General features: G+C 62.6%; 11 protein-coding genes. 5 read left to right on the top strand and 6 right to left on the bottom strand.

Going from position 1 to position 13,568, the window contains the following annotated elements:
• Positions 1–204: 204 nt before the first annotated feature.
• On the top strand, positions 205–573 hold the full coding sequence (locus HHL13_RS19655; protein ID WP_169557614.1) for a hypothetical protein: 369 nt from the start codon (positions 205–207) through the stop codon (positions 571–573).
• 91 nt (positions 574–664) lie between these two features.
• Positions 665–1,012 carry a Rap1a/Tai family immunity protein gene (locus HHL13_RS19650; RefSeq protein ID WP_169557613.1) on the top strand — a complete coding sequence of 116 codons (348 nt, stop codon included), beginning with the start codon at positions 665–667 and terminating at the stop codon, positions 1,010–1,012.
• Between the two features lie 424 nt (positions 1,013–1,436).
• Here the strand turns inward: HHL13_RS19650 and HHL13_RS19645 are convergent, their stop codons facing one another.
• From HHL13_RS19645 to HHL13_RS19625, 5 genes are all read right to left on the bottom strand, one after another.
• Positions 1,437–3,107 carry a response regulator gene (locus HHL13_RS19645; protein ID WP_169557612.1) on the bottom strand — a complete coding sequence of 557 codons (1,671 nt, stop codon included), beginning with the start codon at positions 3,105–3,107 and terminating at the stop codon, positions 1,437–1,439.
• Positions 3,104–3,676 (bottom strand): chemotaxis protein CheB, encoded by a 573-nt coding sequence (locus HHL13_RS19640; RefSeq protein WP_169557611.1) that lies wholly within the window; start codon positions 3,674–3,676, stop codon positions 3,104–3,106. The genes HHL13_RS19645 and HHL13_RS19640 overlap by 4 nt, the downstream gene beginning before the upstream one ends.
• The gene (locus HHL13_RS19635; protein ID WP_169557610.1) at positions 3,673–4,521 is read right to left on the bottom strand and encodes a CheR family methyltransferase; all 849 of its coding nucleotides are present in this window, start codon (positions 4,519–4,521) and stop codon (positions 3,673–3,675) included. The genes HHL13_RS19640 and HHL13_RS19635 overlap by 4 nt, the downstream gene beginning before the upstream one ends.
• Positions 4,506–7,886: a response regulator gene (locus HHL13_RS19630; protein ID WP_240953908.1), complete on the bottom strand. Its 3,381-nt coding sequence runs from the start codon at positions 7,884–7,886 to the stop codon at positions 4,506–4,508. Before HHL13_RS19630 ends, HHL13_RS19635 begins: the two co-directional genes overlap by 16 nt.
• Positions 7,887–8,121: 235 nt before the next feature.
• The gene (locus HHL13_RS19625; protein WP_169557608.1) at positions 8,122–10,410 is read right to left on the bottom strand and encodes an FdhF/YdeP family oxidoreductase; all 2,289 of its coding nucleotides are present in this window, start codon (positions 10,408–10,410) and stop codon (positions 8,122–8,124) included.
• Here HHL13_RS19625 and HHL13_RS19620 point away from each other — a divergent pair.
• From HHL13_RS19620 to HHL13_RS19610, 3 genes are all read left to right on the top strand, one after another.
• Positions 10,396–11,598 carry a catalase family protein gene (locus tag HHL13_RS19620; RefSeq protein ID WP_346775594.1) on the top strand — a complete coding sequence of 401 codons (1,203 nt, stop codon included), beginning with the start codon at positions 10,396–10,398 and terminating at the stop codon, positions 11,596–11,598. The two genes, HHL13_RS19625 and HHL13_RS19620, sit on opposite strands and share 15 nt — an antisense overlap.
• A gap of 89 nt (positions 11,599–11,687) precedes the next feature.
• Positions 11,688–12,323 carry a cytochrome c oxidase assembly protein gene (locus tag HHL13_RS19615; RefSeq protein ID WP_240953907.1) on the top strand — a complete coding sequence of 212 codons (636 nt, stop codon included), beginning with the start codon at positions 11,688–11,690 and terminating at the stop codon, positions 12,321–12,323.
• Complete coding sequence (locus HHL13_RS19610) at positions 12,290–12,988, top strand: cytochrome b (RefSeq protein WP_240953906.1); 699 nt, start codon at positions 12,290–12,292, stop codon at positions 12,986–12,988. The genes HHL13_RS19615 and HHL13_RS19610 overlap by 34 nt, the downstream gene beginning before the upstream one ends.
• Here the strand turns inward: HHL13_RS19610 and HHL13_RS19605 are convergent.
• A complete protein-coding gene (locus HHL13_RS19605) occupies positions 12,888–13,520 on the bottom strand; it encodes a c-type cytochrome (protein ID WP_169557606.1) in 633 nt (210 codons plus the stop codon). The genes HHL13_RS19610 and HHL13_RS19605 overlap by 101 nt on opposite strands.
• Positions 13,521–13,568: the final 48 nt, after the last annotated feature.

Here is a 13,568-nt window from a genome sequence, read left to right as displayed (position 1 = left end):
AAGCGGGCCGTCGTGGCTGGTGAAAACGCCTGCCTTGGTCGCAGACCCGCGGGTCCGCCTCAAGACCTAAAGAAGGCGCACTCGCGCCAGCGCTGTCGTGCGGACCACTGTCGGTAGACTGGGGCGCTTAATTTTAGGGCACCCCCCCAAAAGGGGGGGTACTGAGCGGAGTCGATCATTCATGGAGTCGGCGGGAGAAAGCCGATGATGAAGCATGTTGCGGTTATGACGGCCTTGCTGCTGTTTTGGGGCGACCCCGCGCTCGCTCAGAGCGCGAAGGCGGAAATTGACCGAGCCAGCTTCTTTGCGGAACAGGCAAAAAAGCAGAGCGAGGAAGCGCTATTCTATTTCCGCAACAAGCGCACGAGCTACGCTTGCACCTTCCTCGGGAGCGCGCTCAGCTACACCAACCGCGCGATCGGAGCGCTGAAAGATGCACGCAATCTAAATAGCGATGCCACGCTTCTTCGTCGGATCGAAAGCGATCTTCAGGCGCGGCGCGGGAACCGCACGGCTATACTAGAAGCCGGCAAAGTCTGTCCCCAGGGTTTGGCCGATTATGATTCCGATTAGCCTCGACCTGGCATCTCGCGGCTGGCTTCTCCGAACGAGGCGAAAGCGTTCCTTCCGATTTAACATATCTAGAATTAGAGGATGCGGCGACATGACGATGCTGAAATCGTTGGCGGTCTTAACGGTGTTCATCGCGACACCTGCGTACGCCCAGGACGAAATTCCGGCTTTTGTAACCGCCAAGGAACTCTCCGATATTTGCCAAACGGACAGGCCCTGGTGTGCCGGCTACATTTCCGGTGTCGCTGACGGGGCCACAAGTTATGCCGCACATGTTAAAGTCCCACTGCCATACTGCGTGCCCTTGGGTGTCCCAAGTGAGCAGATAACCGATATTGTGATTGCCTATCTCAGCAGCCACCCGGCGGAGCGACACAAGGACGCTGCCGCCCAGGTCTTGAACGCATTGTTTGAAGCCTTCCCCTGCACCAAGCGCTGAAGTCCGGGTCAGATATCTATATGAGCTTTCCACCTACCGCCAACGGAGAGCCATCAAACAGGGATGCATCGAAACCGGTCGTATTATATACGCCATAACGGAAGGGGTTGTCGGCCACCTCGCAGGCAGCGTGAGAATCGATTTCTGGCCTCGATTGCGAACCCTTGGCGGCGGCCATCTCGCTCCGCAATGTTGAAAGCCGCCAATCCGCTTCCGGCCCAGAAGCCGACAAATCAGCAACGAGCCTAACAGCGGCCACGGCATACGCCCCTCGAGCGTCACCCCTCGTCCAGGTAAACGGGGGTCGCATCGTCGCGAAGCCCACCGGGCTCGGCGCGGCGATCCGAGCCACGCGGTCGAAGCCGCGCACGCGGCAGGTGCGCTCGACCGGTTTCGGCGTTGGTTGCCCGGACGGATAAGCTCCCTAATCTACCGGCGCTGACTTTCCCACCAGTTCGCTGACCTTCATAGCAAGGCCTTCCATGGAGAAGGGCTTGGTTATCATCGACATGCCGGTGCCAAGGAATCCCGCACGGGTTGTGGCGTGCTCGGCATAGCCAGTGATGAACAGGATCGGGAGGTCGGGGCGATGCTCGCGTGCCACGTCCGCCAGCTCGCGGCCATTCATGCCCGGCATGCCGACGTCCGAAATCATCAGGTCGATCCGGACGTCTGAGGCGAACAGCGGTACCGCCGAGACCGGGTCGGCAAGTTCGATCGCTTCATAATGAAGCTCCTCGAGCACCTCGCGAACCAGCATCCGCACCGCCGCATCGTCTTCGACAATGAGGACGCGCTCGCCGGCCCCTTTTGGAGCGACCCCCGCGGGCACCGCGGTGGCGATCGGGCTTGCGTCGGTGACAGGGAGGTAAAGCTTCACCGAGGTTCCGATTCCCGGCTGGCTATGAATGCGCACCGCGCCGCCACTTTGTTGCGCAAAGCCATAGACCATCGATAGCCCCAGTCCCGTCCCCTGTCCCATCGGCTTGGTCGTGAAGAAGGGATCAAACACCTTGTCGATTACTTCGGTTGGGATGCCAGTGCCGGTATCGGTGACCGACACAACAGCGAACCGCCCGGCTGGCAACCCAGGCCTTGTCGAAATATGCGCCGCGTCGAGATCGGCAAGGCTGGTCTCGATCACCAGCTTCCCACCGTCAGGCATCGCGTCGCGAGCGTTGAGCGCGAGGTTCAGGATGGCATTTTCCAGCTGGTTGGGATCGGCCAGCGCCGCGGGGAGATCGGGACCGGGTACAAGCGTCAGTTCGATATGTTCCGGCAGCGCGTGTTCGACGAGCTGCGACATCGAATGGATCAGCGCGTTCAGCTCGAGCGGCCGCGGATCGAGCGACTGCCGGCGCGAAAAGGCAAGCAGGCGCTGGGTCAGCGACGCCGCTCGCTCCGCCGAGCTGGTCGCGGCATCCATATAGCGATCGAGATCGTCCACTCGGCCGACGGCGATGCGGCGGCGCATCAGATCGAGCGACCCGATAATGCCGGTGAGCATATTGTTGAAATCATGCGCGATGCCGCCGGTCAATTGCCCTACCGCTTCCATCTTCTGGCTCTGGCGCAGCGATGCCTCGGCGCGTTCGCGCTCCGCGGTCTCCGCCTTGAGCCGGGCGAGGGCGTCTTCCAGTTCAACGGTGCGTTCGCGCACCTGTGCTTCGAGCAGCCCGGCGGTGTCGGCAAGCGCGCGACGCTGCCGGTGAAGATCGAAGAAGACGCTCGCCTTGCCGCGCAAAATGTCGGGCTCGATAGGCTTCTGGATGAAGTCGACGGCGCCGGCTTCATAGCCGCGGAAGCGCCGCTGCGTGTCGGCACTGCCGGCGGTCACGAAGATGATCGGAACGTGCCGCGTGCGCTCATTGCCGCGCATGAATTCGGCAAGCTCGAATCCGTCCATCCCCGGCATCTGCACGTCGAGCAGCGCCAGCGCGACTTCGTGGCGCAGCAGCAATTCGAGCGCTTCCTCGCCGGAACGCGCCCGCAAGAAGGCGAGACCGTCGCGCCGCAGCAGCGCCTCAAGTGCGACGAGATTTTCGTCGAGATCGTCGACGATCAGGAAATGGATGGGATCGTCCGCACTGCTCATATCGTTCCCAGCTTCAGCAGATGATCGGTAATTGCGTCGAGCGACAAAGGGCGCGCTGCCGGCGACCGCGCGAGCGCCGCGTCCGGCATCGTGGCGGCGAAGGCTTCTTCGGGGTCCTGCACCAGCACGGTCCCCCCCGCAGCGAGGACCGAAGCAGCGCCCTCGGCTCCATCCTCATTCGCACCGCTCAGCACCAGCGCGACGAGGCCCGCACCGTAGCAATCGGCCGCGCTTTCGAACAAGACGTCTATGGAGGGTCGCGAGAACAGCACCGGCTCGTCCGCCGATAGCGCGATGCTGCGGTCTTCCTCGACCAGCATGTGATAGCCCGGCGGTGCGAAATACACGGTGCCGGGCGCGATCGGCTCCTTCGCCTCGGGTTCGCGAACCACCATTTGCGCCTTTGCGGCGAACAGTGTCGTCAGCCCGGACGGCGCCGCCGGCACATGGACGACGACCAGTACGGGCAGGGGATAATCGGCCGGCAATCGCGGCAGAATGCGCGACAGCGCCTGCACCGCGCCCGCCGATGCGCCGATCACGATGGCCCGCTCCCCATTATCCGTCATGCGTCGCGCCGTTGATAGATTTTCTCTTCGCGGACGAATTCGGTGAAGGCATGGGCATGATCGGAGAAGCGTAACGTCTCCTTCGAGCCGAGACCGAGAAAGCCGCGCCGGCTGAGCGAATCCTTGAAGAGTCCCACCGCACGGTCCTGCAATGGCCTATCGAAATAGATCATGACGTTGCGGCACGAGACGAATTGGCATTCGGCGAATACCGCGTCGGTGACGAGGCTGTGATCGGAGAAGACGACCCGCGACCTCAGTTTCTTGTCGAATACGGCGCGGCCATAGGCGGTGGTGTAGTAGTCGGCGAGCGACGATTTTCCGCCGGAGCGCTGATGGTTCTGCGTGAAGGCAGCGATCCGGTCGAGCGAATAGATGCCGTTCTGCGCGGCTTCCAGCGCGGCGGGGTTGATGTCGGTCGCATAGAATAGCGTGCGATCGAGCAGCCCTTCCTCATGGAGCAGGATCGCGAAGGAATAGAGTTCCTCGCCATGGCTGCACCCCGCGATCCAGATCTTGAGCGAGGGATAGGTGCGCAGGTGGGGCACGACATTTTCGCGGATCGCCCGAAAATAACCCGGATCGCGAAACATCTCGCTGACCTGCACAGTCAGATAATCGAGCAGGCGCGTCGCCACCTTCTCGTCGTGGAGCAGCCCATCCTGCATCGCCGAGAGGCTGGCAAAGCCCAGTTGCTCGCGCGCCTGACGCATCCGCCGCTTGATCGACGCGCGGGCATAATGGCGGAAATCATAATGATACCGCCGGTACAGCGCCTCCAGCAGGAGACTGATCTCGATATCCTCGACCGGCTCGCTGGCCGGCTGAGTCAGCGCGGCATCCATACGCGGACCAGAGAGAGAAGTTTGTCGACGTCGAGGGGTTTGGCCATATAGTCGTTAGCGCCTGCCGCGAGACATCGTTCCTGATCGTCGGGCATCGCCTTGGCGGTCAGCATGATCACCGGCAGTTTCGACAAGCGCGGATCCAGCCGGATGCGCCGGGTTGCGTCCAGCCCGTCCATCACCGGCATCATCACGTCCATCAGCACCAGGTCGATCGCCTCCGGCGTGTCTGCGGCGTTGGCAAGCGCTTCGAGCGCTTCCTGCCCGTTGCGCGCGATCGCCACTTTCGCACCGCGCGGCTCGAGAATGTTGGTCAGCGAGTAGACGTTGCGGACGTCATCCTCGACGATCAGGATCCGCCGGCCTTCGAGCAGCGCGTCGCGGTTGCGCGCCTGTTGGATCATCTTCTGTTGCTCAGGCGGAAGCTCGGACACCACTTGGTGCAGGAACAGCGTCACTTCGTCGAGCAGCCGCTCGGGCGACTTGGCGCCCTTGATGATGATCGAGCTGGAGTAGCGGCGAAGCTGCTGCTCGTCCGAGCTCGACAGATCGTGGCCGGTATAAACAATCACCGGCGGGAAGCTGTGGTCGCCGCTGCTCAGCGTTTCCAGCAACGAGAAGCCCGAGGCGTCGGGCAGCGAAAGATCGAGCACCATGCAATCGAAGGTCTGCTCGCTGAGCAACCTGAGGCATTCGGCGGCGGTGCCGGCCCCGACTGTCTCGATCTCCGGACCCGCCAGCAGTTTGCCGACCGCGTCGCGCTGGAGCGGATCGTCCTCGACGATCAGCACGCGGCGCATCGTCCGCGTCAGCTGCGCTTCCAACGCTTCAAGCGCATGCGCCAGATCCTCGCGTTTCACCGGCTTGACCAGATAGCCCATCGCACCGAGTGCAAAGGCAGTCTGGGTCTGGTCGCTCGCCGAGACGACATGGATCGGGATGTGCCGCGTCGCATCCTCGCGCTTTAGCCGATCGAGCACCGCAAGCCCTGACTGATCGGGCAGGCCCAGATCGAGTACGATCGCGCTGGGCTTATACTCGCGGGCAAGGTCCATCGCTTCCTCGGCGGTGCCGGCGACAAGCGCCTGAAACCCGGCTTCGCGTGACAGGTCGCGGACGATCCCCGCGAACACCTGGTCGTCCTCGACGACGAGCAGCACCCGGCGGGCGCCCTCCAGCCTGTCGCGATCATCCTCGATCGGACTCAGACGCGTGGCGCCCTTCGCGTTTGCTTTGGTTGCGGGTTTCGCAGCCGTTCCGGGCGCGGTCGGCGCCGTCGGCTCGGGGCGCGCTTCGACCTGAGCGGGATCATATTCCGTCGGAATCGTAACGGTGAAGCTGCTGCCCGCGCCGGGTTCGCTGACCAGCGCAATCGATCCGCCAAGCAGGCGAGCGAGTTCGCGCGAGATTGAGAGGCCGAGCCCCGTGCCGCCGAATTTGCGGCTGATGGATCCATCGGCCTGACGAAACGCATCGAAAATCGCCTGCTGCTGCTCGGTCGAGATGCCGATGCCGGTATCGATCACCGTCAACGCCAGTCGACCGTCTTCGACCGGCGCGATCTTGAGCGAAACCTGACCGGCCTCGGTGAATTTGAACGCATTTGCCAGCAGGTTCTTCAGGATCTGTTCCAGCCGCTGACGATCTGTGGCGACGGTCGCCGGGGCCGCATCGGCCACGTCGATTTCGAACGCCAGTCTGCGCTCCCTCGCGATTGGATCGAAGGTCTGGCGAAGGTCGGAAACGAGACGCTTGAGCGATACCACCTCTGCGCGGATATCGACATGACCGGCTTCGATCTTCGACAGGTCGAGGATGTCGTTGATCAGATTGAGCAGATCGTTGCCCGATGCCTGAATGGTGCGGGCATATTGCGCCTGCTCCTCGGTCAGATTGCCATTGGGATTGTCGCCCAGCAGCTTGGACAGGATCAGCAGCGAGTTGAGCGGCGTGCGCAGCTCATGGCTCATATTGGCGAGGAAATCCGACTTGTACTGGCTGGCCTGCTCCAGTTCGCGCGCCTTCAATTCGACCGCCGCGCTCGAACGCGTAAGAGCGTCGCGCTGGTTCTCCAGCAATTGCGCCTGTTCCTCGAGCTGCGAATTGGTCTGTTCGAGTTCGACCTGTTGCTGTTCCAGACGCACTGCCGATTCCTTGAGTGCGCGGCCCTGTTCTTCCAACTCTTCATTGGAGACCTTCAGTTCCTCGCTCTGAACCTGCAATTCTTCCGACTGGCGCTGCGTTTCCTCCAGCAGCGTCTGCAATTCGGTGCGGTATTTGGCCGAACGCAGCGCGACCCCGGCGGGCTGCCCAATCTGCTCCAAAAGGTCGAGCGCGCGGTCGTCGATGCCATGCAGGAAGCCCAGTTCCACCACGGCGTTGATCACGCCATCGGCGCTGAACGGCACGATGACGAGATGGCGCGGCGTGTCGCGGCCCAGTGCCGAACCGAGCGTCAGATAGCCCTCTGGCACATCGTCGATTACGACCGGCTTTCCGTCTTCGGCGACGCGGCCCAGCAGGCCCTCACGCAGCGAGAAGCGTTCGGGCACAGTGGCATCGCCCGGAACGCCGAGCGTCGCCATGCGGGTGAAGACGCCATTCTCGCCCTTGAACAGCACGCTTGCCTGCGCGCCGAGATAGGGCGTCAGGAAGTCGAGGATGCTCGCGCCCAGTTCGCGCACGGTCTGATCGCCCAGCATCGCTTGGGAGAGGCCGACTTCGCCCGCCTGCAACCAGGTCTGGCGCTGACGCGCGACCGTGCTGCGGTGAACGAGCAAGCCGACTGCCAGCGTCAGACCGATCCCGAGCAGTGCCGCCAGGATCCCGCTTAGCGTCGCTGTCCGGTACGCAGCTTCCATCTGTTCGAGCCGGGCTTCACGCAGCCGCCGTTCTTCGGTGCGGATCGCGCCGAGCTGTGCGCGGATCGCATCCATCTCGACCTTCCCGCGATCGGTGTTGACCAGCGCAAGCGCGGCCGTACTTCCCTGAGTCCGGCGCAATTCGATCGTCTGCTTGAGTTCGGCGAGCTTGGCGTCGAGCCGCGGCTTGAGACGGCGAAGATTGGCCTGTTGCGCGGGATTGTCGGCCGTCAGCGCTTCGATCGCGTTGAGGCTGGCCGCGGTACGGGCCAGTGCCTCCTGATAGGGTTCGAGATAGCGGGCATTACCCGTCAGTAGATAGCCGCGCTGCCCGGTCTCGGCATCCTGCACCGCCGACAGCAGATTGCCGAGTTCGGTAATCACCTCATGCGTGTGAACGACCTTCGCCGTGTCGCCCCGCAGCGTCTGGATATTCGAGTAGGCCAGCGCGCCGGTGATCAGGAAGAAAACGAGTGCTGCGGCGGTACCCAGTACCGTGCCCAAACCGATCCTGGAGGCTGGCTTCGAAGCGCCGTGTGCAGTGGTCTGCGCCATTTCTCTCGGCTGTCCTCATGATTGAGAAGATTGGTTTATTCCCGCTTCCACGCCTTGGGCGCGGACGCAAGCAGGAATGGCAGGGATCGCCAGGATCGCGCTATCGCAGATACGGGCAACTGCGCAGAGAGATTGCCGGTTTCGGGTCTGATATCGGTGTGGCGGAACGCGGGCGACCGGCCGGTCAGGTTACGATCCGTACCGGCACCGATTTGGCGGCGGGAACGTGACTCTGTTCGGCATGGTGCTCGACGGGCATCAGCACATTGGCTTCGGGATAATAGGCTCCAAGGCAACCGAGCGGAATGTCATAGGGCGTGACGATCAGCCCGTCGCGGCGCCGATGCGTGCCGTCCTCCGCATCGCTTTCCAGTGCGACGATCTGACCTTCGCTCAAGCCTGCCTGATCCATGTCTTCGGGATGGATGAAGAGGACGTCGCGCGTTCCTTTCACGCCCCGGAACCGGTCGTGATAGCCATAGATGGTGGTGTTGAACTGATCGTTCGACCTGAGCGTCATCAGCCGGAAGCGGCCCCGAGCGTCGTCAAATCCGGTGGCGCTCAAACCGCTGGGTACCAAGAATTCGGCCTTCTTGCTCTCCGTTTCCCAAATGCGTTCCGATGCCTTGTTGCCCTTCCAGAAGCCGCCCGGCGTGAACAGGCGTGCGTTATAATCTCTGAAGATCTCCGGGTAGGTCGCTTCGATCGCGTCGCGGATGCGGCCATAGTCGGCAACCCAGCTGTCCCAGTCGATCCGCGGGTTGGCGGGGAGGATTCGCCTGGCGATCTCGGCGACGATGCGTGGTTCGGACAGGAGGTGCGGGCTGGCGGGCTTCGCCTTACCGCGTGACCCATGAATGCAGCTGGTCGAATCCTCGACCGACACAACCTGCGGGCCGCTCTCCTGCACATCCTCTTCAATCCGCCCGAGGCATGGGAGAAGATAGCTGGTCTTGCCGGGAAAGAGGTGATTCCGGTTCAATTTGGTCGCGATTTGCACCGAAATATCGAGATTTGGCCACGCAGCTTCCATCGCCGCGGTTTCGGGGACGGCGCGCAAGAAGTTGCCGCCGAGCGCAACCACCGCTTTCACCGATCCGTCGATCACGCCGCGGCAAGTCTCAACTGTATCGAGGCCTTTTTCGGTCGGGGGGGCGAAGCCGTACAATTCCTTGAGCTTTTCGACCGGCACGAGTTCGGCCTTCTCGGTGATGCCGACGGTGCGCTGGCCCTGCACGTTCGAATGCCCGCGCACCGGCGTCGGTCCCGCACCGGGCTTGCCGATGTTGCCGAGCAGCAGGAGCAAGTTGACGACCATGCGGACATTCTCAACGCCCTTAACATGCTGTGTCAGGCCCATGCCGTAGATGATCATCGTCGCCTTTGACTTGGCATAGACGCGAGCAGCCTCCTCCAGCGCGCTTTGCGCGAGACCGGATTCGCGGACGATGTCAGACCATTCGGCCTTCCGCGCGGCATCTGCGAACGCTTCGAAATCCTGGGTGTGCTGGTCGATGAAATCGCGGTCGAGCACCGGCGGGTCGCCGACCGCCAGCGCTGCGTCGTTCCATTCGATCAGGAATTTTGCGATGCCCATCATCGCGGCGATGTCGCCACCGGTCTTTACCTGGTGATATTGGGTGGAGATCTGCGTCTCGCCGCCGGTCGTCATCTCGATCGGGTTTTGCGGATCGGTGAACCGCTCCAGTCCGCGCTCCTTCAGAGGATTGAAGGTGATGATCTCAACGCCGCGCTTGCGGGCCTTGCAAAGGTCATGAAGCATCCGGGGTGCATTCGACCCGACATTCTGACCGAAGAAGAGGATGCAGTCGCATTCCTCGAAGTCCTTCAGCTGGGTCGTACCGACCGGCACCCCGATCGCCGCCTTGAGACCGACCGAGGTCGATTCATGGCACATATTCGAGCTGTCGGGCAGGTTCTGGTTGCCGAACATGCGCGCCATCAGGCCATACATATACGATGCCTCCAGGCTGGTACGGCCGGAGGAATAGAAGACCACCGATTTGGGATCGAGCGGACGCATCGCCGCGCCGATCGCATCGAACGCTTCATCCCAACTGCATGCGACATATTTGTCGGTATCGGCATCGTAACGCAGTGGGTGGGTGAGGCGCCCATGCTGTTCTAGGTCGTAATCCTTCCAACCGCGCAGGTCGCTGAGCGTAAGTTCCTGAAAGAACTCAGGCGTCGTGCGTAGCGTGGTCAGTTCCCAGGCAGTGGCCTTGGCACCTTCCTCGCAGAATTCTGCGGGATGATGATCCGCTGGCTTCGGCCAGGCACAGCTTACGCACATGAAGCCGTCCGGCTTGTTCTGACGAGCGAGTTGGCGAAGCGTATCGACCGGCACTTTCTCGCGCGGCAATATTTCGGCGAGGGACCGTACCGAACCCCATCCGCCCGCGGGCCCTTCAAAGGGTTCTATCTCAGGCTTGTCCGAATGCTGTTTGGACATGGTCGCCGCCCCTTTGCCGTAGTGCTTCAATGTTCTCCGGAGCGGAACGGTTCGTGCTGGCAATGGTTCAGGAGATTGCACTTCCAAGGAAAAATCGCGATGTCGCAACCTGTTCGCTATGTCCCATCGGTCGAACAGATCCAGCCAGACGAAGCGGAAACCATCGCCGCGCTGGAAGAGCAGTTCGAGAGGATTCTCGACACCACGTCGAAGGATTACGACCATGCGGTCCGGTCCGTGCACGCCAAGGGGCATGGGATCGCACGCGGTAGGCTGACCATCGCAGATGATCTGTCGCCCGAACTCGCGCAGGGGCTGTTCGCAGCGCCCGGCGCGTATGAGGCGATCCTGCGGTTCTCGACGAATGCGGGCGACGTTCTCGACGACTCGGTTCGTCTGCCGCGCGGGGTTGCGATCAAGATATTTGGCGTCGAGGGCGAAAGGCTTCCCGGCAGCGAGGGCGATACCACCCAGGATTTCATCCTGGTCAATTCCCCTGCTTTTGCCGCACCCGATGCAACGAAGTTCCTTGGCAACCTGAAACTGCTCGCTGCCACGACCGACAAGGCCGAGACCGGCAAGAAGATGCTGTCGGCGGTACTGCGGACGTTCGAATCCGCACTCGAAGCCGTGGGCACGCAATCGGCGATGCTGAGTTCGCTCGGCGGTGCGAAGCCCGTCCATCCGCTGGGCGCGACCTATTTCAGCCAGACGCCGTTCCGCTACGGCGATTATATCGCGAAGTTCCAGCTCGCGCCGGTGTCGGCCATCAAGGATTTCGCGGAAGAAACGATCAACGCGACCGGCCGCCCCGATGCGATCCGCGAGGCGATGAACGAGTTGCTCGCCTCACAAGGCGGTGTCTGGGAATTGCGGGTCCAGCTTTGCACCGATCTGGGGACCATGCCGGTCGAGGATTCGACAGTCGCCTGGGATGAAGATGTCAGCCCATTCCGCACCGTCGCCACCCTCTCCGTCGAGCCCCAACGCGCCTGGATTTATGGAGAGAGTGAGAAGGAGGAGAACGAACTCGCCTTCGCGCCCTGGCACGGACTGGCAGCGCATCAGCCGTTGGGCGGGATCAACCGCGCGCGCAGAGGCCCCTACAAGTTTTCCGCAGATTACCGCGCCAAGTTCAACGGTTGTCCGATCCACGAGTCCCGCGTCCTGGCGGACGTCGGCGTCTGACGGGAATGGGATTGGATACGATACCCTATTGCGGGGCGGCTCCCGTACCGGCTGAGCTTTGGGCGCGCTGGAATCTGGATCCGGTGCTGATGGCGGCGATGGTCGCAGGCTTTGCGATCTGCTGGCATTATCGGCGCGACGGCGGTTCCGCGCCACTGATCGCAGCCGGCGCAATCCTCTTCTTCTTGTGGATATCCCCATTCTGCGCGCTCAGTTCCGCGCTGTTTTCGGCGAGATCGTTTCATCATCTCGCCATGAGTGCGCTCGCCGCGCCGCTGATCGCATGGGCCCTGCCACCATCGATCGGTCGCGGTCTGGCGGCGTGGACCATCGGCCATGCCGCTATCTTTTGGATCTGGCATCTGCCCGCCGCCTACGCGCTCGCATTGTCCCACGACGCGATCTTCTGGTTGATGCAGGCGATGCTGCTCGGCAGCGCGGTCGGGCTTTGGCGCGCCGCAATCGCGTCACCGCTTCATGCGGCGGTGACGGCGCTGCTAGTAACGATGGTGCAGATGGGCCTGCTCGGCGGGTTGCTGACCTTCACCACCGCACCACTTTATGCCCCACATTGGCTGACCACCTCGGCCTGGGGCCTCGGTCCGATTGAAGACCAACAGCTTGCCGGGCTCATCATGTGGGTACCGGGCGCGGGTCTCTATCTCGGCGCAGCACTGTTTCTGGCGAACCGATGGCTCACAGCGACCCGCCCGGCCGCGGCCTGATCCAGCGCATCCGCGACTGGGCGCGCGGGCACACCGATGCGCGTCGATACTCGCCTGTCGGTATCGCCTTTCACTGGATCATGGCGGCGCTGATCCTGTTTCAGCTCGGCTGGGGCTGGCACATGGGCAGCCTGCCTGTCGGAGCCGAAAAACTTGCAGGATACCGCATCCATGCCGAAATCGGATTGCTGATGCTCGTCTTGGCGACGCTGCGTTTGATCTGGCGGATGATCGTGCCTGGACCCATTAACGATGCCGACCGGCAGGGATGGCAGACGGTCGCGTCGCATGTGACGCAGATCCTGTTCTACATCTGCTTCTTCGGCTTGCCGCTGAGCGGTTGGGCGATGTGGTCGGCACTGGGCGATGGCGAGCCGCTACGCGTCGCGGGACTAGTCCCTTGGCCGCAAATGCCGTTTCACGATCTCGATGCCGGTATCCAATGGGCGATCCTCGATTGGGCGGAAGGGTTCCACTGGCTGTTCGTCGCAGCATTGGTGGTGATGGTACCGATCCATATCGGCGCGGCACTCAAGCATCACTTCTGGGACAAGCACGACGTGCTTATCGGGATGCTTCCTGTGCTGGAGGAAGATGAGGCCCGGGAAGCGCCGAGGCCTGGGCTGACACCGTCCGAACCTGATCCGGCGACAATGCGCTGCTGACCGCCATCATCTGGCCCATTGGATCATTGCGTCGCTTTCCGGTGCGCCAGGCGAGCAACTGGCTTTCGATATAGGTGGGGGACAGACCCGCGAGCGGAGGGTTGTTCGGGCCCATCCCTTCGCCCTTCGTGCCGTGGCAAGATGCGCAGTTCTGCGCATAAAGATCGCCGCCCGCGAACACCCCGGTCGGCGGCACAGGCAGTGCGGCATAGTAGGCGGATACCTTCGCCCGGTCTTCCGGCGTCAGGCGGCGCACGATCGCGCGCATCTGGGCATGCTCTCGCCACCCGTTATGGTAATCGTCGAGCTGGCGGTGGAGATAGCCGGCGTCCAACCCCGCGAGGGGTGGCGCGAGACGCCCGTCGCCTTCGCCCTTCAGCCCGTGGCAGGTCGCACAGGCGCCCTGCGGGCCCGCATCGCCGCCCCCGAACGCGATCACTTCGCCCGTCGCCCGAAAGGGGTCGCCGCTGCGACCCTCGCAACCACCGAGCGTGAAAGCGACGGATGCCAGCAAAATGAGCGCGTTACGCATGGCAACCGGAACCTATCCGGCAGGCGATCGGTTCCGCCTGAGTAACGG

The organism is Sphingomonas sp. G-3-2-10 (assembly GCF_012927115.1).
In the GTDB taxonomy this organism is placed as follows: Bacteria; Pseudomonadota; Alphaproteobacteria; order Sphingomonadales; family Sphingomonadaceae; genus Sphingomonas.
Note: the sequence above shows the minus strand (reverse complement) of the source record. Positions and strands in the feature narration are given on the sequence as shown.

Bases quoted from the DNA above. Each gene is read 5' to 3' on its own strand.
- HHL13_RS19655 (WP_169557614.1), top strand. From the start codon at position 205: ATGATGAAGCATGTTGCGGTTATGACGGCCTTGCTGCTGTTTTGGGGC.
- HHL13_RS19650 (WP_169557613.1), top strand. From the start codon at position 665: ATGACGATGCTGAAATCGTTGGCGGTCTTAACGGTGTTCATCGCGACA.
- HHL13_RS19645 (WP_169557612.1), bottom strand. From the start codon at position 3,107: ATGAGCAGTGCGGACGATCCCATCCATTTCCTGATCGTCGACGATCTC.
- HHL13_RS19640 (WP_169557611.1), bottom strand. From the start codon at position 3,676: ATGACGGATAATGGGGAGCGGGCCATCGTGATCGGCGCATCGGCGGGC.
- HHL13_RS19635 (WP_169557610.1), bottom strand. From the start codon at position 4,521: ATGGATGCCGCGCTGACTCAGCCGGCCAGCGAGCCGGTCGAGGATATC.
- HHL13_RS19620 (WP_346775594.1), top strand. From the start codon at position 10,396: ATGCTGTTTGGACATGGTCGCCGCCCCTTTGCCGTAGTGCTTCAATGT.
- HHL13_RS19625 (WP_169557608.1), bottom strand. From the start codon at position 10,410: ATGTCCAAACAGCATTCGGACAAGCCTGAGATAGAACCCTTTGAAGGG.
- HHL13_RS19615 (WP_240953907.1), top strand. From the start codon at position 11,688: ATGGCGGCGATGGTCGCAGGCTTTGCGATCTGCTGGCATTATCGGCGC.
- HHL13_RS19610 (WP_240953906.1), top strand. From the start codon at position 12,290: ATGGCTCACAGCGACCCGCCCGGCCGCGGCCTGATCCAGCGCATCCGC.
- HHL13_RS19605 (WP_169557606.1), bottom strand. From the start codon at position 13,520: ATGCGTAACGCGCTCATTTTGCTGGCATCCGTCGCTTTCACGCTCGGT.